Annotated in this window: 24 protein-coding genes; 17 read left to right on the top strand and 7 right to left on the bottom strand. The window is 59.6% G+C overall.

Translation table 11 applies throughout. From position 1 onward, the window contains the following. Positions 1 to 73 precede the first annotated feature (73 nt). Together AC0IXS_RS23540 and AC0IXS_RS23535 are read left to right on the top strand one after the other, a co-directional pair. A complete protein-coding gene (locus tag AC0IXS_RS23540) occupies positions 74 to 3,187 on the top strand; it encodes an autotransporter domain-containing protein (protein ID WP_137202428.1) in 3,114 nt (1,037 codons plus the stop codon). A 612-nt stretch (positions 3,188 to 3,799) separates the two neighbouring features. Further along, positions 3,800 to 5,962 (top strand): TonB-dependent siderophore receptor, encoded by a 2,163-nt coding sequence (locus AC0IXS_RS23535; RefSeq protein WP_471825817.1) that lies wholly within the window; start codon positions 3,800 to 3,802, stop codon positions 5,960 to 5,962. Between the two features lie 33 nt (positions 5,963 to 5,995). Here AC0IXS_RS23535 and AC0IXS_RS23530 read toward each other — a convergent pair whose 3' ends face one another. The 4 genes from AC0IXS_RS23530 to AC0IXS_RS23515 form a co-directional block, all read right to left on the bottom strand. Beyond that, positions 5,996 to 7,267, bottom strand: coding sequence for an aspartate carbamoyltransferase (locus AC0IXS_RS23530; protein ID WP_471825815.1), 1,272 nt, complete (start codon positions 7,265 to 7,267; stop codon positions 5,996 to 5,998). 359 nt (positions 7,268 to 7,626) lie between these two features. Continuing rightward, entirely contained in the window at positions 7,627 to 8,463 is an 837-nt protein-coding gene (gene nadE / locus AC0IXS_RS23525; protein WP_122671021.1) for an ammonia-dependent NAD(+) synthetase, read from the bottom strand. 7 nt (positions 8,464 to 8,470) lie between these two features. Then, entirely contained in the window at positions 8,471 to 9,676 is a 1,206-nt protein-coding gene (gene pncB, locus AC0IXS_RS23520; protein ID WP_122428990.1) for a nicotinate phosphoribosyltransferase, read from the bottom strand. A gap of 16 nt (positions 9,677 to 9,692) precedes the next feature. After that, positions 9,693 to 10,334: a nicotinamidase gene (locus AC0IXS_RS23515; RefSeq protein WP_004882888.1), complete on the bottom strand. Its 642-nt coding sequence runs from the start codon at positions 10,332 to 10,334 to the stop codon at positions 9,693 to 9,695. 197 nt (positions 10,335 to 10,531) lie between these two features. Here AC0IXS_RS23515 and AC0IXS_RS23510 point away from each other — a divergent pair, with 197 nt between their 5' ends. The 9 genes from AC0IXS_RS23510 to AC0IXS_RS23470 all read left to right on the top strand — a co-directional run bounded on the left by AC0IXS_RS23510 (position 10,532) and on the right by AC0IXS_RS23470 (position 16,749). Beyond that, positions 10,532 to 11,077: an adenylyltransferase/cytidyltransferase family protein gene (locus AC0IXS_RS23510; protein WP_122667544.1), complete on the top strand. Its 546-nt coding sequence runs from the start codon at positions 10,532 to 10,534 to the stop codon at positions 11,075 to 11,077. Between the two features lies 1 nt (position 11,078). After that, a complete protein-coding gene (locus AC0IXS_RS23505; protein ID WP_137202424.1) occupies positions 11,079 to 11,792 on the top strand; it encodes an NUDIX hydrolase in 714 nt (237 codons plus the stop codon). A 32-nt stretch (positions 11,793 to 11,824) separates the two neighbouring features. Then, on the top strand, positions 11,825 to 12,364 hold the full coding sequence (locus AC0IXS_RS23500; RefSeq protein WP_137202423.1) for an NUDIX hydrolase: 540 nt from the start codon (positions 11,825 to 11,827) through the stop codon (positions 12,362 to 12,364). Positions 12,365 to 12,401: 37 nt separating this feature from the next. After that, positions 12,402 to 13,940, top strand: a complete 1,539-nt coding sequence (locus tag AC0IXS_RS23495; protein WP_122667547.1) for a cryptochrome/photolyase family protein — start codon at positions 12,402 to 12,404, stop codon at positions 13,938 to 13,940. Further along, positions 13,937 to 14,086: a DUF2256 domain-containing protein gene (locus tag AC0IXS_RS23490; protein WP_074454589.1), complete on the top strand. Its 150-nt coding sequence runs from the start codon at positions 13,937 to 13,939 to the stop codon at positions 14,084 to 14,086. The genes AC0IXS_RS23495 and AC0IXS_RS23490 overlap by 4 nt, the downstream gene beginning before the upstream one ends. A 78-nt stretch (positions 14,087 to 14,164) precedes the next feature. Next, the gene (locus AC0IXS_RS23485) at positions 14,165 to 15,226 is read left to right on the top strand and encodes an SDR family oxidoreductase (protein WP_471825811.1); all 1,062 of its coding nucleotides are present in this window, start codon (positions 14,165 to 14,167) and stop codon (positions 15,224 to 15,226) included. A 134-nt stretch (positions 15,227 to 15,360) separates the two neighbouring features. Next, positions 15,361 to 15,861: a type VI secretion system amidase effector protein Tae4 gene (locus tag AC0IXS_RS23480; RefSeq protein ID WP_057410034.1), complete on the top strand. Its 501-nt coding sequence runs from the start codon at positions 15,361 to 15,363 to the stop codon at positions 15,859 to 15,861. Continuing rightward, a complete protein-coding gene (locus AC0IXS_RS23475; protein ID WP_122689439.1) occupies positions 15,861 to 16,316 on the top strand; it encodes a type VI secretion system amidase immunity protein Tai4 in 456 nt (151 codons plus the stop codon). The genes AC0IXS_RS23480 and AC0IXS_RS23475 overlap by 1 nt, the downstream gene beginning before the upstream one ends. 61 nt (positions 16,317 to 16,377) lie before the next feature. Further along, on the top strand, positions 16,378 to 16,749 hold the full coding sequence (locus AC0IXS_RS23470; RefSeq protein ID WP_471825808.1) for a hypothetical protein: 372 nt from the start codon (positions 16,378 to 16,380) through the stop codon (positions 16,747 to 16,749). A gap of 7 nt (positions 16,750 to 16,756) precedes the next feature. On the opposite strand, the gene AC0IXS_RS23465 is transcribed toward AC0IXS_RS23470, so the two are convergent. Next, positions 16,757 to 17,335 carry a CGNR zinc finger domain-containing protein gene (locus tag AC0IXS_RS23465; protein ID WP_471825806.1) on the bottom strand — a complete coding sequence of 193 codons (579 nt, stop codon included), beginning with the start codon at positions 17,333 to 17,335 and terminating at the stop codon, positions 16,757 to 16,759. A gap of 147 nt (positions 17,336 to 17,482) precedes the next feature. Beyond that, on the bottom strand, positions 17,483 to 18,415 hold the full coding sequence (locus tag AC0IXS_RS23460; RefSeq protein WP_449125169.1) for an AraC family transcriptional regulator: 933 nt from the start codon (positions 18,413 to 18,415) through the stop codon (positions 17,483 to 17,485). A gap of 120 nt (positions 18,416 to 18,535) precedes the next feature. Here AC0IXS_RS23460 and AC0IXS_RS23455 point away from each other — a divergent pair, with 120 nt between their 5' ends. From AC0IXS_RS23455 to AC0IXS_RS23445, 3 genes are all read left to right on the top strand, one after another. Continuing rightward, the gene (locus AC0IXS_RS23455; RefSeq protein WP_449125168.1) at positions 18,536 to 19,312 is read left to right on the top strand and encodes an alpha/beta fold hydrolase; all 777 of its coding nucleotides are present in this window, start codon (positions 18,536 to 18,538) and stop codon (positions 19,310 to 19,312) included. 239 nt (positions 19,313 to 19,551) lie between these two features. Continuing rightward, positions 19,552 to 19,980, top strand: coding sequence for a DUF2231 domain-containing protein (locus tag AC0IXS_RS23450; protein ID WP_217662498.1), 429 nt, complete (start codon positions 19,552 to 19,554; stop codon positions 19,978 to 19,980). Beyond that, on the top strand, positions 19,977 to 21,269 hold the full coding sequence (locus tag AC0IXS_RS23445) for a PQQ-dependent sugar dehydrogenase (RefSeq protein ID WP_004882903.1): 1,293 nt from the start codon (positions 19,977 to 19,979) through the stop codon (positions 21,267 to 21,269). Before AC0IXS_RS23450 ends, AC0IXS_RS23445 begins: the two co-directional genes overlap by 4 nt. A gap of 84 nt (positions 21,270 to 21,353) precedes the next feature. Here AC0IXS_RS23445 and AC0IXS_RS23440 read toward each other — a convergent pair whose 3' ends face one another. Beyond that, complete coding sequence (locus AC0IXS_RS23440; protein WP_217662497.1) at positions 21,354 to 22,106, bottom strand: SDR family oxidoreductase; 753 nt, start codon at positions 22,104 to 22,106, stop codon at positions 21,354 to 21,356. A gap of 94 nt (positions 22,107 to 22,200) precedes the next feature. Here AC0IXS_RS23440 and AC0IXS_RS23435 point away from each other — a divergent pair, with 94 nt between their 5' ends. The 3 genes from AC0IXS_RS23435 (at position 22,201) to AC0IXS_RS23425 (ending at position 24,569) form a co-directional block, all read left to right on the top strand. Then, complete coding sequence (locus tag AC0IXS_RS23435) at positions 22,201 to 22,803, top strand: TetR/AcrR family transcriptional regulator (protein ID WP_025996375.1); 603 nt, start codon at positions 22,201 to 22,203, stop codon at positions 22,801 to 22,803. Positions 22,804 to 22,956: 153 nt separating this feature from the next. After that, a complete protein-coding gene (gene paoA, locus AC0IXS_RS23430) occupies positions 22,957 to 23,622 on the top strand; it encodes an aldehyde dehydrogenase iron-sulfur subunit PaoA (protein WP_122438170.1) in 666 nt (221 codons plus the stop codon). After that, positions 23,619 to 24,569, top strand: a complete 951-nt coding sequence (locus AC0IXS_RS23425) for an FAD binding domain-containing protein (RefSeq protein WP_122415571.1) — start codon at positions 23,619 to 23,621, stop codon at positions 24,567 to 24,569. The genes paoA and AC0IXS_RS23425 overlap by 4 nt, the downstream gene beginning before the upstream one ends. Positions 24,570 to 24,600: the final 31 nt, after the last annotated feature.

Below are 24,600 nucleotides of genomic sequence, written 5' to 3'. Positions count from 1 at the left end.
TCAAAAAAGAACAACGCGCATGCCCATGTATGCGCGCGGGGTTTTGTGTGCGTCAACTAAGGACGGTAGTTTCATGAACGATGCGTTTATCACCCGACAGGCCTCTGTCAATTCTCTTCGTCAGTCCATCAGAGCGATCAATCGCGCCTCGTGCGGCGCACTGGCGGTCTACCTCGCGACCATGAGCATTGCGCAGGCTGCGCCTTACGTGGAGGCCGGACAATCCGGCAATGCCGCCAGCTGGCGCAGTGCCGAATTCAACGCAGACTGGGGACTGGGAGCCATCAATGCCGATCAGGCCTATGCGGCGGGCTACACCGGCAAGGACATCAAGCTGGGCATTTTCGACCAGCCGGTGTACGCCGCTCACCCGGAGTTCTCAGGCACCGGCAAGGTCATCAATCTGGTCACCAGCGGCATCCGCGAATACACCGACCCGTATATTCCGGTGAAGGCTGGCGATGCGTTTCGCTACGACGGCGCACCGACCCTGGACTCCGGAGGCAAGCTGGGTAACCACGGCACGCACGTCGGCGGGATCGCGGGCGGCAGCCGCGATGGCGGGCCCATGCATGGCGTAGCCTTCAACGCACAGATCATCAGCGCCGACAATGGCGACCCGGGCCCCGAGGACGGCATCGTGCTCGGCAACGATGGCGCGGTCTATCAGGCCGGCTGGAATGCTCTGGTCGCCAGCGGCGCTCGTGTGATCAACAACAGCTGGGGCATCGGCATTACTGACCGCTTCGACCAGGGTGGAAAGGATCCCGCGTTTCCACATTTCACTGTGCAGGACGCACAACTGCAGTTCGACCAGATCCGTCAGATCCTCGGCACGCGTCCGGGCGGCGCCTATCAGGGCGCAATCGATGCAGCACGCAGCGGCGTGGTGACGATCTTCGCAGCGGGCAACGATTACAACCTGAACAACCCCGACGCCATGGCCGGGCTTGGCTACTTCGTGCCGGAGATCGCGCCGAACTGGTTGACGGTCGCAGCGCTGCAGGTGAACCCGAACGCCGCCGCTGCGGCGAGTACGCCCTATACGCTCAGCACCTTCTCGTCACGCTGCGGGTACACCGCCAGCTTCTGCGTCTCGGCACCGGGCACGCGCATTTTCAGTTCGGTGATCAACGGCAACAGCCTTGAAAACCTGACCACCGATTGGGCCAACAAGAACGGCACCTCCATGGCAGCCCCGCATGTGGCGGGCAGCATCGCCGTGTTGATGGAGCGCTTCCCTTACATGACCGGCGCACAGGTGGCCGACGTACTGAAAACCACCGCCACCGACCTCGGCGCGCCGGGCATCGACGCGCTGTACGGTTGGGGCATGATCAACCTGGGCAAGGCAGTCAACGGCCCGAGCATGCTGGTGACCGAGGCGGATATTCCAGCCGAATTCCGTATCGACGGCGCTTACGGCGACAGTCAGTTCGTCGTCGATCTTCCCGGCGTCGGTGCCGTGGTCGATGCAGGCAAACCCACCCAGCGCACCTGCAGCGGACCGCAATGCGGGCTGGATGTCTGGAGCAACGATATTTCCGGACATGGCGGCCTGACCAAACAAGGTATTGGTACGCTGATGCTGACCGGCGCCAACACCTACAGCGGGCCAACGCTGGTCAATCAGGGTCGCCTGGCCATCAACGGCTCGCTGGCATCGGCGGTGACCGTCAATGACAGCGGCATACTGGGCGGCAATGGCAGCGTCGGCGCACTGACCGCAAATCGTGGCGGCACGGTCGCACCGGGCAACTCGATCGGCACGCTGCGAGTCGCGGGCGATCTGCTGTTGGCACCGGGCTCCACCTACGCGGTGGAACTGTCCCCGGCTGGCAGCGACCGACTCATGGTCGGCGGTCAGGCTACGGTCACCGGTGCAACCATGGCATTGGCACTGGAAACCGATCCGTCACTGTTAAGCAGCAGCCAGACCAACAGCATCCTCAACCGGCCGTTCGATGTGCTGCAAGCAGCGGGAGGCGTTCAGGGTCAGTTTGGTTCGGTCCTGACCAACACTGCGTTTCTGAGCGGAAACCTGGCCTATACCGGCACGGGGATCACCCTGGCCGTCGAGCGTAACGGCAACAGCTTCGCCAGCGTGGCACAGACGTCCAATCAGCGCAGCGTTGCCTCGGCCATCGAGCAATTGGGCGCCGGTAACGCGGTGTATGAGAGCGTGGCGTTGAGCCCTGACACAAGCACAGCGCTTCGCGCTTTCACGCAGCTGTCGGGTGAAGTGCATCCGGCCATCGCGACCCAACTGATCAATGACAGTCGTCAGTTGCGCGATGCCGTGGGTGATCGTCTGCGGGTCGCGGGCCTGTACGACCAGCCGGCACCGGGCAGCGATGACAACAATGTCTGGGTCAAGGCGCTGGGCGCCTGGGGCAAGAACAGCGGCAGCAGCGACGGCGCCAGTTCGACGTCATCGCTGGGCGGCTTGCTCGCGGGTGTCGACGGTCTGATCAGCGAGCACACGCGACTGGGCGCGATGGCCGGTTACAGCGATACGTCGTTGAGCCTGGGCGATGACACCCATTCGCGGGCATCGGCTGACAGCTACCATCTGGGCGCCTATATCGGGCACGAACAGGGTGCAATGCGTCTGACAGCGGGCGCGTCTCACAGCTGGCACCGCATCGACGTGAAGCGTGATTTGCAATTCGGTCCGTTCTCGGACCGTCAGAAGGTCAAGCGTGACGCGCAATCCAGTCAGGTCTTCACCGAAGCGGCGTATCGTCTGAACCTGCAACCGCTGGCCCTGGAGCCGTTCGCCAACCTGGCTTATGTACACCTGGACAGCGACAGCTTCACCGAGAAAGGCGGCGCAACTGCGCTCAAGGGCGGTGACGATACGCGCGACACCGTACTGTCCACGCTGGGTGTACGCGCAGGCAACCGCTTCAACCTCAACGACACGCAGAAGCTGGACGTTTCGGCAACGCTGGGCTGGCAGCACAACCTGAGCGACACCTCGTCCGATCAACATCTGTCATTCGCCAGTGGCGTGAACACCTTCGCGGTGCAAAGCGTTTCGATGGACCGTGACGCCGCGGTCGTCGGTGCGCGCGCAAGTCTTGCGCTGGGCAAGGATGCACGGGTCAATCTGGACTACAACGGCCTGCTGGGTTCGCGTGACAAGACTCATGGCGTGGGCTTGTCGCTGGACTGGCAGTTCTGATTGATGCCTGGCTCATGAAGCACATCATGAGGGTGTGAAACAACGCTACCTCCGTGGGAGGCGCCACGACCTCTTCGACGTAGCGCTGTCGCGCAGCAAACACGGACCGTAGGAGCGCGCTTGCCCGCGATTGCGTCATGTCAGTCGCTGATTTTCTGTCTTTAAGAACCCATCGCGGGCAAGCGCGCTCCTACAAAAATCGCTTTTCTTCAGTAAGTTACAGGTTGTTTGATAAGAGGCGGCTTGCCGGCGATGAACGATGACGCGATTGTTCTGACAAACCGCGTCGACTGCATCGCCGGCAAGCCGCCTCCCACGGTCCGGTGTTTGCCACGCGATAGCGCTACGACGGTGAGGTCGTGGCGCCTCCCATGACCCGCGATAACTCAGCCTATGCATCACACACTCTGAATTTTACCCGCTGCTCATTACCTCCCTCCTTTTCGAAACACCCGCCTGCCCTGATTATTCGCCCACCCCAAGATGTGAAAATTTTGTTAAGTATTTGTCCGCGTAGGCTTTTTCCCACAGAAACAATCTGTCACACTAACGCGAATCGTTCTTATCAACATTATCATGCAGCCACGGAAGGCGTTCAGGGAGTGTCAGGTCATGTCGGGCCAGCAACTGCAAAGCCGTTTTCGTTTCACGCCATGCCTGTTGGCCATCGGCATCGGGATAGCAACCTGTCATGGCGTTTTCGCCGCAGAGCCTCAACCCGAACAAGCGACCGGCACGCTGGAACTCGGCGCTACCGAAATCAGCGATGACCGTCTGGGCACGACCACGGAAGGCTCCGGCTCTTACACCACCGGTGTCATGCAGACCGCTACCAAACTGCCCCTGAGCATGCGCGAAACGCCACAAGCAGTGACGGTCATCACCCGCCAGCGCATGGACGACCAGGCCATGACCAGCGTCAACGACGTGGTCAGAAATACGCCCGGTCTGTTCCTCAGCCAGGCCAGCGGACCGGGCCGACAGACCTACACGTCCCGCGGCTTCGACATCGACAACATCATGTACGACGGCATCCCCGCCTCGTACTCAGGCTTCACGGCAGGCGTACAGCCGAATCTGGCGATGTTCGACCGCGTCGAAGTGATTCGCGGCGCCACCGGTCTGATCACCGGCGCTGGCAACCCGTCGGCAGCCATCAACATGGTGCGCAAGCGTCCGACGGCAGAGCCACAGGTCACGCTCACCGGCAGTGCCGGAACCTGGGACAACTATCGCGGCGAGTTCGATGCGTCGAGCAAGCTGAACGACAGCGGCACCCTGCGCGGCCGCGTGGTAGGTTCCTATCAGGACGCCAACAGCTTTCGCGACAAGGAAGAGAGTGATCACGGCCTGTTTTACGGCGTGGTCGAAGCTGATCTAAGCGACGCCACGACCGCCACGCTGGGCTATTCGCGTCAGGAAGACGAGACCAACTTCTTCTGGGGCGGCCTGCCGCTAGGCACCGATGGTCACCACCTGGACCTGCCCCGCTCCACCTACCCCGGCTCCGACTGGGAAAAGAAGAAGCTGCAGATCGATACGGTCTTCGCCGAACTGGAACATCGCTTCGACAACGACTGGAAACTGCATCTGGCGGGCACTGCCTCTTCACTGGACGCCCTGTTCTCGGGCACCTACCTGTCGCGCTACAACGGCCCGCTGGAGACCACGGCGTATCAGTCGCGCCCCGAAGAAAAACAGACCGCCTTCGATGCCTTCGCCAGCGGCCCCTTCCAGGCACTGGGCCGCACCCACGAACTGGTCGTTGGCACCAGTCGGCGCGTCTATGACAAGGACAGCAAGGAATACAGCCCCTACGACACTGGCCTGCCGATTGCCGCGCCGAAGCCGAACTTCGTACGTGACGGCAACCTGCACAGCGTCGCCACTCAGGAAGGCGTCTACCTCACCACACGTCTGAGTCTGGCCGATCCATTGACGATGATTCTCGGCGGGCGCCTCGACTGGTACGACTACGATGATCGCACCGGCGATGGCGACTACAAGGTCACCAAAAACGTGACGCGTTATGGTGGCCTGATCTACAAACTGGACGACACCTACTCGGTGTATGCCAGCTACACCGACATCTTCCAGCCGCAGAGTTACCAGGACCTGTCCGGTGCGCAGCTCAAGCCCGTCGTCGGCGAGAACTATGAAGTCGGCATCAAGGGCGAGTACTTCAACGGCGCCCTCAACGCCAGCCTCGCGGTGTTCCGCACTGACCAGACCAATCTCGGAACCCAGACCTCGACTCAGGCTGGCTGCCCGGTGCTCACCTGCTACGACGCGTCAGGCCTGGTGCGCAGCCAGGGTATCGACATGGAGCTGCAGGGCGCACTGACCGAGAACTGGCAGGTGGGCGCTGGCTACACCTTCACCCGCGCCCATTACATGAAGGATGCCGATCCGGCGAACAAGCACCAGCGCTTCGACACCGATACGCCTGAACACCTGTTAAAGGTGTCGACGATGTACCGCTTTCAAGGCCCACTGGAAAAACTGCGCGTGGGTGGCAACGTCTACTGGCAGAGCCGCATGTACAACGACATCGCCCTCACCGACGGCAGCTATCGTCTGGAACAGGGCAGCTACGCCGTCGCCGACCTGATGGCCGGTTATCAGGTCAACAAGCATCTGGACCTGCAACTGAACGCCAACAACGTGTTCGACCGGGTCTACTACGCGGCGATTGGTACCAGTTCGGTGTGGGGTTCAACCGACACCTATGGCGATCCGCGCAACTTCACGTTGACGGCCAAATACACGTTCTGATTCACCCTGTTCCGGGCGGCCATGGATGGCCCATCACTGCTCGCGATAAGGCACCACCTCATCCGGCCCCAGATAAATCGGGACACGCCACCCCACATCACGCAGTGACCGCTGGACCTGATCTTCAACCCCCAGCAGCGACGCAAAGATCGCCATGCGTACGGCAATGCCGTTGTCTGTCTGCTTGAAGATGGCCAGCCGTGAGTCGAGATTCAGGTCGGTGCTCAGATCATTGGCATCGGGGCGGGAGTCCCTCGGCAGCGGGTGCATGATCAGGGTATTGGCACCGCACACCGCGTTGACCAGCGCCTGATTGACCTGAAAGTCAGCGCTGTAACCTTCCAGCGTTTCCTGTTCGGCGAAACGCTCTTTCTGAATGCGCGTCGCGTAAACCACGTCGGCACCTTTCAAGCCGTTGGTCAGATCCTGGGTCTGCTCGACGCGATGCCCCTTGTCCGTCAGGTATTGCACCAGATGCTCAGGCAGAGCCAACGCAGTGGGCGAGACCAGCGTGAAAGTCAGGTTGCGATAGAGCGCCAGTAGCTTGCTCAACGAGTGCACGGTTCGCCCGTATTTCAGGTCACCGACGAAGGCGATATGTGCGCCATCGACCAGTTTGTCGAGCCGTGAAAATTCGCGTTGAATGGTGTAGAGGTCCAGCAGTGCCTGGCTCGGATGTTCGCCCGGACCATCGCCCGCGTTGACCACCGGAACGTGAGTGGCTTCGGCGAACTCGGCGACCGCGCCCAGTTCGGGATGGCGCACGACGATGATGTCGGCGTAGCCGCTGATGACGCGGCTGGTGTCGGCGACAGACTCGCCTTTGGCCATCGATGAAAAAGTGAATCCGGTGGTATCGCACACCGACCCACCCAACCTGGCGAACGCCGAGGCGAAACTCAGTCGTGTGCGAGTGCTGGCCTCGAAAAACAGATTCGCCAGCACAGCACCTTCGAGCACGCGAGTGGTTTTCTGGCGGCGGGCCACCGGTTGCATCATGTCGGCGATACGCAGCAGTTCCTCCACCGACTCTCGGGTGTAGGTCTCGACCGAGAGCAGATGCCGGGCAACTTCCTCATTGCCGTGCGGCCGCGAGTCTGCATGCTGCGAGGCAACTGCACCGCCCTTCAGAATCTCCAGAACAAAGCGTTGCGCGATGTCCGGCATCTTGCGCATTTCGGCGGACTCGTCAGGCAGCAGCCAACTGTCCAGCGCACGGCGTGAGACACCAAGACGCTGGGCGAGCCCGTCGCGGGTGAAATTGAGACGACGCATGGCGTCGCGAAGGAAGACTTGCTGGGACATGAGGAAGACCGATCCGGATATACACGCTGCGTATGCTCAGCTCCTTTCAGACACAAATCAAGCGTACATGCGCATATAGTCGGAAGCGTTGAGTACGCTGGACGCGGAGCGTCCCAAGAGGCATTCCCACGCGGAGCGTGAGGAACGATCACCTCAAACTGATCATGCCCACGCTCCGAGTGGGCATGCAGCCCGGGACGCTCTGCGTCCCAATTGGAACTGGCGACGCAGATGGTTAGCTGGCAGCTTTGAGCACGCTGGACGCGGAGCGTCCCGAGAGGCATTCCCACGCAGAGCGTGAGGAACGATCACCTCAAACTGATTGGCGACGCAGATGGATCGGTGATCAGCGCAAGACCTCAGACAGGAGAGATCGGCAATTCACGTTTGTGGGCGGTCTTGCGGTAAGCCGCTTCGATGATCGCCGCAGCCGACGCCGACACGTCCTTGCCCAGCAGGTAGTTGTCGATGTCGTCGTAGGTGCAGCCGTAGGCCACTTCGTCCAGCTTGCCTGGGGCCAGGTCTTCAAGATCGGCGGTCGGGGCTTTGCTGACGAGGTGGGCCGGAGCACCCAGTGCGCCTGCGATCAGACGGACCTGTCCTTTGGTGAGGCCACTCAGCGGTGCCAGGTCGCAGGCGCCGTCGCCGAACTTGGTGAAGAACCCCATCACGGCTTCAGCGGCGTGGTCGGTCCCGACCACCAGGCCTCCAACGAAGTTGGCAATCGCATACTGCGCCAGCATCCGGGTGCGGGCCTTGACGTTGCCCTTGGCGAAGTCGGTGAGCTCCGGGCTCGGCTCCAGACCTTCGATAGATATTTCGCCCATCACGCTGTCGACCGCACCAGCGATGTTCACGCTGGTGATCAGGTCTGGCTGGATGAAACCGAGCGCCGCCTGAGCATCGTGTTCATCGGCCTGAGTCTTGTAAGGCAGCCGCACGGCGACGAACTTTACTGCGTGCCCAGCTGCTTTCAGTTCGTTGACGGCGAGCTGACAAAGGCGTCCGGTGGTCGAGGAATCCACCCCGCCACTGATGCCCAGCACCAGCGCTTTCGCACCGGACTTGAGCAGCACGCCTTTGATAAAGCCAATACGTCGGGCGATTTCGGCGCTTGCGCTGTCAGCGTCGTTGATGCCTCGGTCAATGCCAAGGGCTGACTGGATCTCGGTTTGCAGAATGGTTTGCGTATTCATGATGTCCTCACTCCTTGACCTGAAAAACCTGCTTGAGGTACGACAGAAACTCTGGCGATTCGCACTGGCTCTTGCCCGGCGCATCGGAAATCTTCGCCACGGGCTGACCTTGGCAGTTGACCATTTTCATCACGATGCTCAGCGGCTTCACGCCCTCGACACCGTTGGTGAGGTCGGTGCCGATGCCGAACGAAACGTTGATGCGCCCCCGGAAGTGACGCAGGATCCGCAGCGCCTTGTCGCCCAGATTCAGGCCGTCGCTGAAGATCAGCGTCTTGGTCTGCGGGTCGATGCGCAGTGATTCGTAGTGCGCGATCATGCGGTCGCCCCACACCAGCGGATCACCCGAGTCGTGACGGCAGCCGTCGAACAGCTTGGCGTAGTACGAATCGAAATCGCGCAGGAAGGCGTCCTGATTGATGCAGTCGGCCAGGGTCAGCCCCGGATCACCGCGATACTCTTTGATCCAGCCATCCAGCGCCGCCTTCTGGCTGTCGACCAGACGCGGCCCCAGTTGCTGGTGCGCCTGAAACCATTCGTGAGCCTGTGTGCCTACTGCGCGGATATTGAATTCGCGGGCCAGTTGAATGTTGCTGGTGCCGACGAACTCACCGGGAAAGTCGCGCATCATGGTGCGTACGACCTCTTCCTGCGCCAGGTAGGAAATCCTGCGACGCGTACCGAAGTCAGCCACCTTGAACGCCGCCAGCTCTTCTGTAGTGGCGTTGACTTTCAACCAGTCGAATTTCTTGTAGAGACTTTCACGCACCTGCTCCAGAGACAGATCCGGGTAGACATGGCGGTTACGGATCTCGCTGACGATGGCCAGAATCTTGACCTCGAACGGCGATACGCCAACCCACGGACCGCGCGCACGGATTTCCAGCTGACCGTCTTTCTCTCCGACTTTCACGAAGCGCGGCTTGAGGCGGAAGTCCTCCAGATAGTCGATGTAGTCGGTGCTGATGTAAGGAATGCCACGCAGATGACGCAGCATGTCCTGACTGCTTTCCAGCTCCTGAAGCTGATCGACTGCCTCGCGGATTTCGTTGATGTACGGCGTCAGATCGTCCTGAGAGCGAACCCGCAGCGCCCATTCGGTATCGGCGCTGGGATAGGCGTGATAGATCGCCTGCCCCATCGACAGCTTGTACATGTCGTCGTCAGTCGGCGAACGAACAATCGGTTTGCTGAAGTCGTAAACACTTTCCATGTCTGTCTCCCAGGCCTCAGGCCAGTTCGGTCAATTCTTGCGGATTATTGGCAATCAGAATGCCGGCTTGCGCCATCTCGGCCAGCGCCGCCAGCGAACCCTCTTCGCTGATGCCCCGGCAGGCAGGCACATAAAGCACCACGACAAATCCGGCTCTGGCCAACTGCAGGGCGGTGGTCTTGACGCAGAAGTCCAGCGCAAGGCCGCCCACGATCACGCGCTCGATGCCGTTGGCTTTCAGGTATTCGATAACGCCTGTAGACAGTTTTTCATCCAGATCATGCCAAACCGCTCCGTAAGGATGCAGATCCGGCTCTACGCCCTTCCAGACGAAGTAATCGTATTCGAGCGGTTGAGGCAACACATCCAGCAACTTGAAGCCTTCGGTGCCCGGTATGCAGTGGCTCACCCAGGTCAGGTCGGCGTGCTTCAGTCCGGTTGGCTGGAGCATGCCTTCATGGGTTTCAACGATCCAGGGTGCATTCACCGCGTGGGCATCCTTGCTGCCCAGACGCAGACGGGCAAGGGTCGCCATGAAGTTGAGCGCCTCACCAATCTGATCGCCCCCGCTGACGGGCAGCTCGTCAGGGCACAACGGCGTGAAGCTTTTTTGAGCATCGACATCGAACGAAGCAGTCTTGATCTTGTTGGCATTCATGGTGTGTTCCTCGTTTGCATGACCACAAAGTACACCTGATGTACTTTTTGGTCAACGCTAATTTCAATTTATTCTCACGTGAGCTTCCTTAATACTTTTGATTGGGATAAGCGAACCGTGCAGATGGGATGCCATGCAAAAACGTCGATTGATCATTAAGTACATCTAGTGTACTTTTTGACTCAAAGGAGAACGCCATGTACGAGATCGCAGTCTATGGTGGAGCATTCAATCCACCCCACGCCGGCCATGCCAATGTCATGATTCACGCCTCCCGACAGGCAAGGTTCACGATGGTGGTGCCGTCTTATCAGCACCCTTATGGCAAGGTCATGGTGGATTACGACCTTCGTCTTCAATGGCTGCGCCTGATTACAGACAACGTTCGCAATCAGTGCGGCGGTGAGCTGTCGGTCAGCGATATCGAACGTGAACTCTTCAGCCAGAGCCCGGGGCCAGTCTACAGTTTCAACCTGCTGACCTGCCTTGCGGACACTACAGGCTGCGCGCCGAAAAGCATCGCACTGGTGGTCGGTCAGGACGTGGCTGACGCCCTGCCCGGCTTTTATCTGGGACCCGAGCTGCTTGAAACCTTCTCGGTGATCATCGCCCCCGAACAGATTGGCGTACGCAGCACTGCCTTACGCAAGCAACTGCTGGAAGGCGCCCCGCTCCCCACGCACTGGATTGCGCCGGGGCTTGATCCGTTAAACTACGACATTTACGCATCAGGTGCCGTTTGACATGAGCCAGACCGAACACGACACCCCGCCGAAAATGGACTATCTGCACACCATCGACCTCGTGGTCCTGCGCTACTGTCGCAAGACCCAGGCGCTTGAGGTTCTGCTGCACAAACGCCCCAGCGAGCCTTTTGAGGAAAGCTGGGCGCTGCCAGGCCTGGTACTCAATGGCGAGGTGCGCGATGTGTCGATGGACGCCGGGGTCAAGCGCCTGATCGAGTCGGAAAAGATCGGCGTCAGGCTTGGCTTTATCGAGCAGGTCGGCACCGTGGGCAATGCGTTTCGCGACCCCAGATGCTGGTCATCCTCGACGTTCTACCTCGCCATTCTGGATCAGGACGCCAACCTGAACGAGCGACAGAAATTCGTGCCGCTTCAAGCGCTGCTGAGCCGTGAAAGCCTGCTGCCCTTCGACCACAACGACCTCATCGACCAGACCGCTGAACGTTTGTATTCGAAGTCGCTCTACTCCAGCCTGCCCCTGCTGTTTCTGGGGAGTGAATTCAGCGCGCCTGAAGCGACAGCCATTTACTCTGTGGCGCTGGGTCGTCCGGTCCTCAAGTCGAGCATGCGCCAGCGGCTGATCAAGCTGACGGAAGAAGGCTACATAAAGGAAACCGGGCGCAAGAAGTCCGGCGAAGGCATCAAGGCGCAGGCCACGGTCGAGAACCTCAAGCCTGGCAGAATCTTCTACTTTGATCGTTCGTTTGCCTGAAAAGACATGATGAGCCAGCCAAGGACATGCACATGAGCGCACCCACGAAAGAACCCGTTGTCACCACCCTGTTGAGCACCCGGTTCTTCGACGTTATCGACGTCAATGACGGAACCCGGCCCGAAGGCCAGGGCTACAAGATCATCAAAGAGCCCAATCCCATCAACGGCGTAGTGGTCGTGCCCGTTCTGCCGGACGGCCGTGTGGTGCTCGCGTCGCTGATGCGTCGCGCCATCGGCCAGATGTCCATCGAGTTCCCGCGCGGCAAGATCGACGATGGAGAAACGGCGGTCGAAGCGGCCGTACGCGAGTTACTTGAGGAGACCGGCATGGTGGCCCTGAAAACCACCGAGATCGGCAAGCTGCACAGCAACACCTCACTGCTGGCCAGCGCCGTGTCGGTGTGCATCGTCGAGGTGTCGGGCGACGTCAGCGGAGAAACCGACGGCGAGGTGGATAACATCATGATCAAGAGCCTCAAAGACGTTCAGCACATGATCCTCAGAGGTGAAATCACCGATGGCCACACGCTGTCAGCCTTGACCCTGCTGAGCTGCCACGCCAATACCTGATGATCACCCTTTCGCTGCATTTCCGGATCCTGCCCGAATGAAAGCACCTCAACGTCTGCGCCTTGTCCTCGGCGATCAGCTGTCTTTCGACCTGGCGTCGCTGCAGGATCTGAACGCAGAAAGCGACACGGTTCTGCTGGTCGAAGTGATGGAAGAAGCCACCCATGTGCCGCATCATCCGCAAAAGATCATCCTGATCTTCAGCGCCATGCGCCACTTCGCAGACAGCCTGCGCGAACGCGGCTTTCAGGTGCAGTACGTCGCCCTTGATGACCCGGACAACACAGGCTCGGTGCCCGGCGAGCTGCGCCGCTGGCAGTCGCTGTTGCAGGCTGACAAAGTGCACATCACCGAATGCGGCGACTGGCGTCTGGAGCAGTCGATCAAGGACACGGACCTGCCGATCCAGTGGCATGTCGATGGCCGCTTCCTGTGTTCGCGCACCGAATTCTCGAACTGGGCACAGGGCAAGAAGCAGCTGCGCATGGAATTCTTCTACCGCGAAATGCGCCGCAAGAGCGGGCTGCTGCTCAATGGCGACGGCACGCCGGTGGGCGGCGCCTGGAACTTCGACGCCGAAAACCGCAAGGCGCTGCCCAAAGGCGTCACCGCCCCCTACCCCGCACGCTTCGCGCCAGACGCCATCACCCGGCAGGTCATGACGCTGGTGAAGGAACGCTTCGCCAGCCACTACGGCGCTGTGGACACATTCGATTACCCGGTCACCCACGCCGATGCCCAGGCGCTCTGGGCCTACTTTCTGGATTTCGGTCTGGCCGCCTTCGGTGACTATCAAGATGCAATGGCCAGCAACGAGCCGTTCCTGTTCCACGCCCGCATCAGCGCCGCACTGAACATCGGTCTACTGGATCTGCGTCAGGTGTGCAGCGATGTGGAAGCCGCTTACTGGTCGGGGCAGATTGCCCTGAATGCCGCCGAGGGCTTCATCCGCCAGTTGATAGGCTGGCGCGAGTACGTGCGCGGCGTGTACTGGCTGAGAATGCCGGAATACGCCACCGGCAACCGGTTCGGCAACACCCGGCCGCTTCCAGAGTTCTACTGGACCGGTGACACGAAGATGAACTGCATGCGTCATGCCATCGGCCAGAGCCTGGAATACGCCTACGCACACCACATTCAACGCCTGATGGTGACCGGCAACTTCGCCCTGATAGCTGGCATCGCACCGACTGAAATCTGCGAATGGTATCTGGCGATCTACATGGACGCCTTCGACTGGGTGGAGCTGCCCAACACGCTGGGCATGGTCATGCACGCCGACGGCGGGTATCTGGGCTCCAAGCCCTACTGCGCCAGCGGCCAGTACATCAAGCGCATGTCCAATTACTGCCGCGACTGCCACTATAAAGTGAGCGAAAGCACCACTGAAGACGCCTGCCCGTTCAACGCGCTGTACTGGCATTTCCTGATGCGCCACGGCGACCTGCTACGCAGCAATCAACGCCTGGGGATGGTGTACAAAAACCTCGACCGTATGAACGAAGCCAAGCTGGACGCCCTTTGGGATCGAGGCCAGACGCTGCTCGCCAGACTGGACGCCGGGGAGTCGATTTGAAAAAGAGCGAGCTTCCAGTCAAGACCTGCGTCGTGTGCGGGCTACCGTTCACCTGGCGGAAAAAATGGGCGCGCTGTTGGGATGAGGTGCGCTACTGCTCGGAGCGCTGTCGACGGCACAAAGCAAAACCTGCCTCGACGGACTGATGAAGATCAGATTGAACCGTCTGGTACAAAGTGGTTCAGAACCTCCATGACTGATCATTCATTCACAGGAGAAACCCCATGACCCAGACCGCTCTGGTTGTTGGCGCAAGTGGCATTGTCGGCAGCGCAATCACGCAATTGTTGCTGGAAAACAATTGGCAGGTTGCCGCCCTCTCCCGTAGCCCTTCTTCCGTGCCCGGCGTGATTCCGGTGGCTGCCGACCTTCAGGATCCGGCGTCGGTGAACGCAGCACTGAAAGACCTCAAGCCGACTCACGTATTCATCACCACCTGGTCGCGTCAGGCCACCGAAGCCGAGAACATCCGCGTCAACGCAGCCATGGTGCGTAACGTGCTGGACGCAGTCCGCCCGGCCAAAAGCATGCAGCACGTGGCGCTGGTGACCGGCCTCAAACACTACCTCGGCCCGTTCGAAGCCTATGGCAAAGGCACGCTGCCCCAGACACCGTTCAGGGAAACCCAGCCGCGCCTCGATATCGAGAACTTCTATTACGCGCAGGAAGATGAGGTCTACGCCGCTGCCGAAAAAGACGGCTTCACCTGGAGTGTGCATCGTCCGCACACCGTGACCGGTGTGGCAGTCGGCAACGCGATGAACATGGCGACCACCCTCGCCGTCTACGCGACCATCTGCAAGGCCACAGGCCGTCCTTTCGTGTTCCCTGGCTCGCGCGTCCAGTGGGACAGCCTCACCGACATGACCGACGCCCGCCAGCTCGCTCAGCAACAGCTGTGGGCGGCGACAACGCCTGAAGCAGCCAATCAGGCCTTCAACATCACCAACGGCGACGTGTTCCGCTGGAGCTGGATGTGGGGCCAGATCGCCGACTACTTCGGCCTGCAGGCAGCCGACTTCCCTGCGCAGCCCGCGCCGCTGGAAGAGCAGATGGCCAATGACCAGAAGGCCTGGACCGACATCGTCAGCAAACACCAGCTCAAGGAAGGCGATATCAATCGCCTGATCTCACCGTGGCACACCGATGCCGACCTGGGTCGTCCGATTGAAGTTGTCACCGACATGTCGAAAAGCCGCAAACTGGGCTTCACGGCGTTCAAGGCAAGTGATGATGCGTTTTTCGAAGTGTTTGAAAAACTGCGTCGTGAGCGTTTGATTCCTTGAACCAAGGCCTGAACCGACACCGGTCGGGCTGACTGTCCGGTGTCTCAAATTAATAGCGCGCTGCCAGTATCGTCATCAATCAAACGGAAGATTAAACTGCCACCACCTTCGACGACCTGCATCAAGGATGAGACATGATTCGACCTTCGTTCTCCAGCGCATGGGCTGCTTCTCAGCGAATATATGATGCCCAGAACTCGTCCGAAAAAGTGGCAACCGTCATCGGCGGTAACGTCGCGATCAACGTCAACAGCCGTGACCCCAAGCGCAGATGGGTAAACACGTGCGCCGTTCGCATGAGTTATATCTTGAATTATTCAGGTTCGCTCATTCCAAACATCGCTGGAGAGACCGTGTCGGGCGCGGATAAGCGCTGGTACTTTTTCCGCGTCAAAAACCTCATTTCCTATCTTGAACGTCAGTGGGGTGAAGCCGAGACCGTTAAATACCCGGCGGCCGATGGAGGCCCACTGGCAGGTAAAAAAGGACTTATCCTCTTTGAAGTATCCGGCTGGTCAGATGCTTTGGGACACGCCACCCTGTTCGATGGCAGCATGTGCTATGACCATTGCTATTTCAACGAAGCGGGGACGAACTATCAGACTGACCGCGCAAACTTCTGGAGCCTGCGTTGATGAGATACGTGTCCGCAATGGTAGTACTGGCTCTTGCGACCATCCCTTTCATCAGCCAGGCCAAGGATGACACGGTCCACGCTCCGCAAGCAGGCGGCCGCACTTATGCGCAGAACTATAAGGACATGGTGCTCGCAGACTGCATTGCTACTGCCTACCAGAACGAACCGCAAGCGGCCAAGGATGCCGGAAGCAGCGCCAGTGCCCTGATGGACTGGACCTACTTCGATCTGGAAAAAGCCCCTACCGCAGGGAAGCCCTTGATTGATCGTTTTCTTGCACGGGATTATCAGAATCCATTGGTGGAGTCCGAGATGAAGGGCGTTCGTTTTGAATTGCTCAAATGCCTGGACCTTTACCACAGCAAGGACTTGGACAACCAAGTGAAGCAACTGGTAATCAAGCCGAGCCATACTTACCGCCAGGATAATCCGCCCTCTGTGGAAAAGAACTGATCCTGGATTTTACACAAAACGTCGGCGTGGGCGTTCAACTAGGGGAGTTACACGAAAAACCATGAGAATCCTTGTAGCCGCAGCCTTTGCGACACTGAGCCTGAGCGCCCTTGCGGCTCAACCCGCACCGACGCTGTCAGGTTGCAACCTTGTCGAGCAGCGTGCACTTGAAGGCAGGACCGGCGGCTCGATCACCGACAGAAATGAAGCACATATTTCGACACGAGCCAGTGTTTTGCAGGCGGACATCGGTAGCCTCTACAGAGCCGGACATCTGCCGCAAAAGCAGGCTGACCAGTTGTACAACCGCATCGAGAAAATTCGCTCCGACAGCGCAGGTTTCGTGAAGACCCAGGGTTTTCTCAGTGCCGGAGAGCGCGCCAGCTATGACCGCGAGCTGGATGCGATAGCGGGCAGTATCTGCAAACCTTGAACGCAACCTAACCTTTCGCTTCCTGCTTGCGCTTGCGAAACTCGGCCACCTTGTGACGATTGCCGCACAGCGCCATGCTGCACCAGCGACGTTTGTGCGATTTGGTGCGGTCGTAAAACATGAGCGAACACTCATGACTTTCACACTTGCGCAGCAGCGATGAGTCCCCTTCAGCCAGCAATTGCGCGGCCCCGAAAGCGATCTCGGCTACAACACGATCCGTGGCATTCGGCTGACAGAAACGGTCCAGCTCAGGCGCCTTTGACGGCTCCCACACCAACTGCGGAACAGCCCTGAGCAGAAAGGCATTCAACCGTGACGGATCCGCAACGCTGTTCTCCAGACGCGCCTGGACAAGCTGTTCGATGCTCTCGCGCAGTTCTCGCAGCTCATCGAGCAAGCGCTCATCAAACGCACCACTTCCCAGACCAACCTGTTCAAGCCATTGAGTCGCCGACGCGTGACTGGTGAGCAGATCGCGGCGCTGCCCATCAACCATCATTCGGGTGTTGAGCAGATCCAGCGCGGGGTGGTCGGCGAGTATCAAAGGGGCCGGAAGCTGGGCGGTCGAGCCAGAGGGGGTCATTACAGTACTCCTGAAATTCTGGCGGCTATTGTAACCGATAAACACCGTACTAATAGTTACAGAGTGCAAATCTGGATTTTGATGAAATCGGCGCCTGATATGATCCTGGCCGTCAATGGCTGAAGCGCAAGACTTTGCGACCCAGTATCAGAACATGCCATGACGCCGTCGAAATTGTTCCGGGACGCAACCGACCTCGCGCTTGAAAAACTTCACGAAATTGGTTGCTTCATCGAATCCAAGTTGCTCGCTGATCGCTGTTATGGTCATTGTTGTATGAGCGAGCAGCCGCTTCGCCTCAAGACTGATTCGGGCAACGACAAATGCTTTCGCGCCAACGCCTGCTATTTCGCGGGTTGTACGCAACAAGGTTTTTTCCGAACAGCCTAGTTCAGACGCGTACGCAGCTACCTGATGACGCGTGGTGAAATGGGCATCCACCAGCCGAGCAAATCGATTGAAGCGGAGTCGAACTTCATCGCGCGCGCCGTCGCGAGGCGAGTGTTGAGCGTGCGCAGCATGCACCCGAAGCAATAAGGCATAAAGTTGATGTCGCAACAAAGGTTCCACTATGTCGCGCGGCAAATCGGATTCCGCATCAGCGTGCATGCGTCCGATAGCACTAGAGACTATGCGCAGTTCACGCGCATTGAGTAAAACATGCGGCGATTCCGAACCCGACGCCCTCCCCATGGAATACACCGTTTCCTCAGTCTCGGAACGAATGAACTCAGGGCGGAAAAATACCATCCATCCATCCCAGTCGGTCTCGCGACCAAGATCGTGAACCTGTCCAGGTCGTAGCGCGAGAAATGTGCCGGCACTGCAGGGTTCGGTTTCAAAATCCACAATCTGTCTACAACTGCCGCGCGTGACGCACAGCAGCATGTGCGCGGTATGACGATGCGCGGTCGAAAGACCGTGCCCCTGAACACGACGACGCAGTACGGATAGCTTGCAGATCTCTATGTCCAACTGGCCGGGCGAGGCTGGTTCATACCAAAGGTCAGGCGGACGGATGACAGGTGAGATCGTTGATCCGTGCGCGCGCCCAGGTCGAGCAAGAGGTGAGCGAGACATCGATTTGTCCGAAAAACACCATGAATTATCGGAATTCTACCGTGCCCTGAAACGGGAAGTGCTGAATAATATTCCCCTACTAATGCGCCATCAGGCGCCCTCACGACGGTGAATTCAGACATGGGTTACGCAACCAGTTTCGACGGCACGCAACTTTGGTTCGATACGTTGGGCACAGTAGGTACGCCGATTCTGTTGATTGCCGGCAATGGGTGCGACCATGATGCATGGCGCATCGCGTTGCCTGAATTGTCACGCGCACATCGTGTCATTTATTTCGACCATCGCGGTACGGGGCGCAGCGATGCGGCTTTTCCTGATGAGTGGTCGACGCGCGATTTCGCGCGTGACGCAGTCACGATTCTCGATGCGCTCGGCATTCAGCGTGCGCATGTCTACGGCCATTCGATGGGGGGACGTATCGCGCAGTGGTTCGCTATCGATTACCCGGAAAGGGTTGGCGCGCTCATACTCGGCGCAACATCCCCCGGCGACAGGCATGGAGTAGCGAGAACTGTTGAGGCGACTGTCGCATTATCCAGTGGTGATCCAGTTTCAATGCAGCGATTGTGCTTCACTGAGTCGTGGATTGGCGCGAATCCCGAGCTTGCAAGGAGCGGTGCGCCAAATCCGCGTGACCGGCGGGCATTTCAGATGCATCTCACCGCATCGACCGAACACGACGCTTGGCGTGCACTGCCGACGATCGTTGCGCCAACGCTCGTCATTCATGGCTCCGATGACACGCTGACATTACCGACCAATGCTGAGCGCCTTATCGACCGCATACCAGGCTCACGGCTGTTGATGATCGAAGGCGCGCGACATATTTACTGGGCAGGTTTTCCTGAAGCTCATCAGGCTGTCTTGCAACTCGTGGATCAGCATCCGCTTTAATGCTCTGCGCTGAGCCTGCGTACATTTCAGCATTGCCTGCAGGCACGCGCAAACGCTTCAGACAGCGGCTGCCACCCATTTCCGGTGCCATTGATCCTTCAACACATTTCGACATGAAAACTCACTGAACTATCGCTTTGGCGGCACGATCCTTTCCTATGCGCAGTCAACGCGACCCCGGCGGCCGGTAAATTCGTGCCGTGACCTGGCCGGGCATCGCTGAACGATAAGGAGCCGCTATGACCGTTACCGCCCATCCCGCTTACCGAAGGACACCAGGCCCGCTTCACGCGATCCTGCTGGCCGGGACCGTGCCGTTGTTTCTTGGTGCATTGTTGAGTGACATTGCCTACTACCAGACCTTCCAGATCCAGTGGGCCAATTTCGCCGCCTGGCTGATCGCCGGGGCGCTGGTGTTCTGTGGTTTTGCGCTGTTGTTCGCGCTGGTGAATCTGGTCCGTGCAGAGCACAAGTCCGGGCGTCCGGTGCTGTATTTCCTGCTGTTGCTGATCACTTGGGTGCTGGGGCTGGTCAACGCGTTCGAGCACGCCAAGGACGCTTGGGCTGTCATGCCTTCGGGCCTGGTGCTTTCAGTCATCGTGACCCTGCTGGCTGTCGTGGCCGCCTGGATCGGACTGACCAACCTGCGTTCGGGAGATGAGCAATGAGACCTCAAATCGCACTGACAGCCTTGAGCATGGCGCTGCTTCTGAGCGCCTGTGGCGGTGAGCCGGACAGTACTCAGGCGCGCGGCCCGGACCCTAAACTGCCGGAACCGCAACGCGGCCTGCTGCCGAGCATGAAGATTGCCGAGCCCGTGGCCTGGGGTGACCAGAAGCCGACCGTACCTGAAGGATTCAAGATCACCGCTATCGCGACCGACTTGCGCATCCCGCGTCAGACCCTGGTCCTGCCCAACGGCGACATTATCGTGGCCGAAGGCCGCGGTGGCAGCGCTGCCAAGCTCAAGCCGAAGGATGTTATCGCCAGCGTGATCAAGGCCGAGGGCAACACCAAGGTCAAAGGCGGCAACCGCCTGACATTGCTGCGTGACGCTGACGGCGACGGTACTTACGAAACCAAGACGGTGTTCGCCGAAAACCTCAACGCGCCTTACGGCCTCGCGTTTGCCGATGGCAAATTGTATGTGGCCAATCAGGACGCGCTGGTGCGTTTCGATTATCAGGAAGGACAGACCCAGGCCAGCGGCGCGCCGACCAAAGTCACCGACCTGCCCTCGGCCATCAACCATCACTGGACCAAAGCGTTAACCGTCAGCCCGGATGGCCGCTTCCTGTACGTCGGCATCGGCTCCAACAGCAACGTCACCGAACGCGGCATGGAAGTAGAGATCGATCGTGCGATGGTGTGGCAGATCGATGCCGCGACTGGCGCGCACAAGCCTTACGCCACCGGCATTCGCAACCCGACCGCGCTGACCATTCAGCCTGAAACCGGGCAGTTGTGGGCCGTGGTCAATGAGCGTGACGAACTGGGTCCGGATCTGGTGCCCGATTATCTGAGTTCGGTGAAGGAAGGCGGTTTCTATGGCTGGCCTTACAGCTACTGGGGCCAGAATGTCGATACCCGCGCCCAGCCGCAAAATCCGGAGAAAGTCGCCGCCGCGATCAAACCGGACTATAGCCTTGGCTCGCACGTAGCCGCACTGGGCGTGGATTTCTCCATCCCGGAAATGGGCGACAAGTTTGCCAATGGCGTTTTTGTTGGCGAACACGGCAGCTGGAACCGCGACAATCCGGTCGGCTACAAAGTGATCTTCGTACCGTTCAGCAATGGCAAGCCTTCGGGCGAACCGCTGGACTTCGCAACGGGTTTCCGTGGCGACGATGGCAAGACCCGAGGCCGCCCGGTCGGTGTGACGGTCGACCCGAAAGGTGCGCTGATCATTGCGGACGACCTGGCCAACACCGTGTGGCGAGTGACGCGTAACCAGTAACCCTCAACGCTTCGGGCCGCTTGAGTTCAAGCGGCTCGAAGACTGTCACCGTTCACAATAACCTCCCCTCGCCTGTCACTAAGATCAATGCGGCTTGATGCCCGCAAGCATCGTCAACACCTCGCCAAACGAACCGTTCGCCTCGGCAAACCGCAGCCCCTTGGCTCGCTCGACAACCAGTTCGGATGGCGTCGGCTTGATCTCGAGCAGACCGAATATCTCATCCAGAAACTCCTCCAGCGGCATCGCGCGTTCGTCATTTTCCTGACCGAGCAGCGACGTGCGCACACCCGGTGGCGCCAGCTCGATGACTTCTACAGAGGAGTCCGCCAGTTGCACCCGCAGGCTTTGCGTGAACGAGTGAACCGCCGCCTTGGTTGCACTGTAGGTCGCGGTTGCTGGCAGCGGTACGAAGGCCAATGCCGAGCTGACGTTGATGATGGTGGCGTGAGGTTGCTTGAGCAGCCGGGGCGTCAGTGCATACACCATGCGAATCGTGCCGAGCAGGTTGGTAGTCACGATGTCTTCGGCCGTGCCGAGGTACGCAGGGTCGGTCAGGTCTTCCCAGTGCATGATGCCTGCGCTGTTGATCAGCACGTTGAGGTCCGGATGGCTGCTTGCGAGCACGTCGGTAGCCTGTTGAATCGACTCGGGACTGCTCACGTCCAGTACCACCGAATCGATGCCGGGATGTTGCGAGGTAATCTCGTCGAGAATCTCTTTGCGTCGCCCGGCAACGATGACCTTGTTGCCCGCCTTGTGCAGCCGAAGCGCCAGACCCAGGCCGATGCCTGACGTACTGCCTGTGACCAGAATCGTGTTACCTGTACCGTTCATAGTAAACTCCGTCATCGCCATAAGCGGACAAATGTCCGCTTGAGCAAACTACCGGACAGTTGTCCGCTTTGCAATACGAAGAAAGGGATTGTCCATGAGTGACGACACGTCAATGCGTTCCGACGCCAGAAAAAACCGGGAACGCATATTGAAGGTCGCCGTGGCCGAACTGACGCTCGACCCTGCGGTTGCACTGAGCGTGATCGCGAAAAAGGCAGGCGTCGGCCAAGGCACGTTCTATCGGCACTTCGCCAGCCGCGAGGACCTGGTGTTCGAGGTCTATCAGTTCGAGATGCAGCAAGTGGCAGCGCTGGCGGAACAGTATCTGGCCGACCGACCACCCGAGCAGGCCCTGCGCGACTGGATGAACAGCCTTGCCGAATATGCGATGACCAAGGCAGGGCTTGCGACCGCCATCCGCCAGGCTGCCGCCACGCGGGAGTTTCCAGGCAAGTCAGGGTACGCACCGGTGCAGAACGCAGCCGAGCTTCTGCTGAAAGCCAACGAAGCGGCCGGAACGATTCGCGCCGGAATCACTACGGATGACTTCTTTCTGGCGATTGCCGGCATCTGGCAGATCGACTCACAGCGAGACTCGCAGTGCGACTGGCGCCCGCGTCTGGCCAGGCTGATGGATTTCGTGATGATCGGACTGTGCGCAGGAAGCCCACGCAGCCTCGGCGAGAAAGACGCTTGAGGCATTCATGAGCACTGTTCACAAGTGCATTCTGGATACAGGCATTATCAACCGCCGCTCTATCCCATAGCCTCATGTTCACAGCATGGGCGGCTTTTCCAACCCAACCAAGAAGGTGGCTGCAGCCAATACACGCGCAAAAAGGAGATGTTGATGAACCCTCGAACTCCATCCGGCGACGGGCTCAGACTGTCGCGGCGACAGGTTCTGATCGGTACGGCAGGATCGGCCGTGACAGCAGCGTTGGCATCAACCGAGTTCGCGCAAGCGGCTCAAGACACCTCTGCAGGGTCAGCAGACGCGCCCGCCAGCAGCCACGTAGCGTTCACGCTCAACGGCAGACGCTACAGCCTGGACGTCGACAACCGCACCACGCTTCTGGATGTTCTGCGCGAGCGCCTGCACCTGACCGGCACCAAGAAAGGCTGTGACCATGGCCAATGCGGGGCCTGCACGGTGATCGTCGAGGGGCGCAGGATCAACGCATGTCTGACGCTGGCCGTCATGCATGAAGGCGACACCATTACCACCATCGAAGGCCTTGGCACCCCTGAACGTCTGCACCCGATGCAATCGGCGTTCGTGAAGCATGACGGCTACCAGTGCGGCTATTGCACGCCCGGTCAGATCTGCTCGGCCGTCGCCATGCTCGATGAAATCAAGGCGGGCATCCCGAGCCATGTCACCCAGGACCTGAGCGCCCCGCTGATCGCTTCCACTGCGGAGATGCGCGAGCGCATGAGCGGCAATATCTGCCGTTGCGGCGCCTACTCCAACATCATCGAGGCGATTGAGGAAGTCGCGGGAGCGTCGGCATGAAGTCATTCACCTACGAGCGCGTGACCTCGGCGGAACAGGCGGTCGCAGCGGCCGCCAGACAGCCAGGCGCGAAATTCATTGCAGGCGGCACCAACCTGCTGGACTTGATGAAACTGGAGATTGAAACACCCCAGCACCTGATCGACGTCAATGGGCTGGGCTTTGACACCATCACCAAAACCGCTGACGGCGGACTGAGGATCGGCGCGCTGGTGCGCAATACGGATCTGGCCGCAGCGCCCGAGGTCCGCCGTGACTATGGCGTGCTCTCACGATCACTGCTGGCAGGCGCTTCCGGGCAATTGCGCAACAAGGCGACCACTGCAGGCAACCTGCTGCAACGCACACGCTGCGCCTACTTCTACGACACGAACCAGCCGTGCAACAAACGTCGCCCCGGTGCCGGTTGTGCGGCACTGGGCGGGGTCAGTCGTCAGCAGGCAATCATTGGCGTCAGCACGTCCTGCATCGCCAGCCATCCGAGCGACATGGCGGTGGGCATGCGTGTACTGGGTGCCCACGTGGAAACCCTCGGCGCTGACGGCCAGGTTCGCAGCTTTCCGGTCGAGGCACTGTACAAGGCCCCGGGCGACACGCCTCATCTGGAAAACACCCTGATGCCGGGAGAACTGATCACCGCCGTCACGCTGCCAAAACCGGTGGGCGGCAGGCACATTTACTACAAGGTACGCGACAGGGCGTCCTACGCGTTTGCGCTGATCTCGGTGGCGGCGATTGTGCAGCCGGACAAGACCGGTCAGATCGCGCTGGGTGGCGTGGCCTACACGCCCTGGCGCAGTGAAGAGGCCGATGCACTCCTGCCGCAGGGCGCACGCGCCGTGGCAGCCCGGTTGCTGGCCAACGCACAGCCGACGCCGCAAAACGCCTTCAAGGTGAAACTCGCGGAACGCACGATCGGCCTGGCACTGACGCAAGCCTCTGCGTAAGCCAACCCGTTCTTAAGCCAGCAGCGTCAGC

This window comes from Pseudomonas sp. AC016 (assembly GCF_979253365.1).
Note: the sequence above shows the minus strand (reverse complement) of the source record. Positions and strands in the feature narration are given on the sequence as shown.

Coding starts and splice junctions, on each gene's coding strand:
- AC0IXS_RS23540 (WP_137202428.1), top strand. CDS start 74: ATGAACGATGCGTTTATCACCCGACAGGCCTCTGTCAATTCTCTTCGT.
- AC0IXS_RS23535 (WP_471825817.1), top strand. CDS start 3,800: ATGTCGGGCCAGCAACTGCAAAGCCGTTTTCGTTTCACGCCATGCCTG.
- AC0IXS_RS23530 (WP_471825815.1), bottom strand. CDS start 7,267: ATGTCCCAGCAAGTCTTCCTTCGCGACGCCATGCGTCGTCTCAATTTC.
- nadE (WP_122671021.1), bottom strand. CDS start 8,463: ATGAATACGCAAACCATTCTGCAAACCGAGATCCAGTCAGCCCTTGGC.
- pncB (WP_122428990.1), bottom strand. CDS start 9,676: ATGGAAAGTGTTTACGACTTCAGCAAACCGATTGTTCGTTCGCCGACT.
- AC0IXS_RS23515 (WP_004882888.1), bottom strand. CDS start 10,334: ATGAATGCCAACAAGATCAAGACTGCTTCGTTCGATGTCGATGCTCAA.
- AC0IXS_RS23510 (WP_122667544.1), top strand. CDS start 10,532: ATGTACGAGATCGCAGTCTATGGTGGAGCATTCAATCCACCCCACGCC.
- AC0IXS_RS23505 (WP_137202424.1), top strand. CDS start 11,079: ATGAGCCAGACCGAACACGACACCCCGCCGAAAATGGACTATCTGCAC.
- AC0IXS_RS23500 (WP_137202423.1), top strand. CDS start 11,825: ATGAGCGCACCCACGAAAGAACCCGTTGTCACCACCCTGTTGAGCACC.
- AC0IXS_RS23495 (WP_122667547.1), top strand. CDS start 12,402: ATGAAAGCACCTCAACGTCTGCGCCTTGTCCTCGGCGATCAGCTGTCT.
- AC0IXS_RS23485 (WP_471825811.1), top strand. CDS start 14,165: ATGACCCAGACCGCTCTGGTTGTTGGCGCAAGTGGCATTGTCGGCAGC.
- AC0IXS_RS23480 (WP_057410034.1), top strand. CDS start 15,361: ATGATTCGACCTTCGTTCTCCAGCGCATGGGCTGCTTCTCAGCGAATA.
- AC0IXS_RS23475 (WP_122689439.1), top strand. CDS start 15,861: ATGAGATACGTGTCCGCAATGGTAGTACTGGCTCTTGCGACCATCCCT.
- AC0IXS_RS23470 (WP_471825808.1), top strand. CDS start 16,378: ATGAGAATCCTTGTAGCCGCAGCCTTTGCGACACTGAGCCTGAGCGCC.
- AC0IXS_RS23465 (WP_471825806.1), bottom strand. CDS start 17,335: ATGACCCCCTCTGGCTCGACCGCCCAGCTTCCGGCCCCTTTGATACTC.
- AC0IXS_RS23460 (WP_449125169.1), bottom strand. CDS start 18,415: ATGTCTCGCTCACCTCTTGCTCGACCTGGGCGCGCGCACGGATCAACG.
- AC0IXS_RS23455 (WP_449125168.1), top strand. CDS start 18,536: ATGGGTTACGCAACCAGTTTCGACGGCACGCAACTTTGGTTCGATACG.
- AC0IXS_RS23450 (WP_217662498.1), top strand. CDS start 19,552: ATGACCGTTACCGCCCATCCCGCTTACCGAAGGACACCAGGCCCGCTT.
- AC0IXS_RS23445 (WP_004882903.1), top strand. CDS start 19,977: ATGAGACCTCAAATCGCACTGACAGCCTTGAGCATGGCGCTGCTTCTG.
- AC0IXS_RS23440 (WP_217662497.1), bottom strand. CDS start 22,106: ATGAACGGTACAGGTAACACGATTCTGGTCACAGGCAGTACGTCAGGC.
- AC0IXS_RS23435 (WP_025996375.1), top strand. CDS start 22,201: ATGAGTGACGACACGTCAATGCGTTCCGACGCCAGAAAAAACCGGGAA.
- paoA (WP_122438170.1), top strand. CDS start 22,957: ATGAACCCTCGAACTCCATCCGGCGACGGGCTCAGACTGTCGCGGCGA.
- AC0IXS_RS23425 (WP_122415571.1), top strand. CDS start 23,619: ATGAAGTCATTCACCTACGAGCGCGTGACCTCGGCGGAACAGGCGGTC.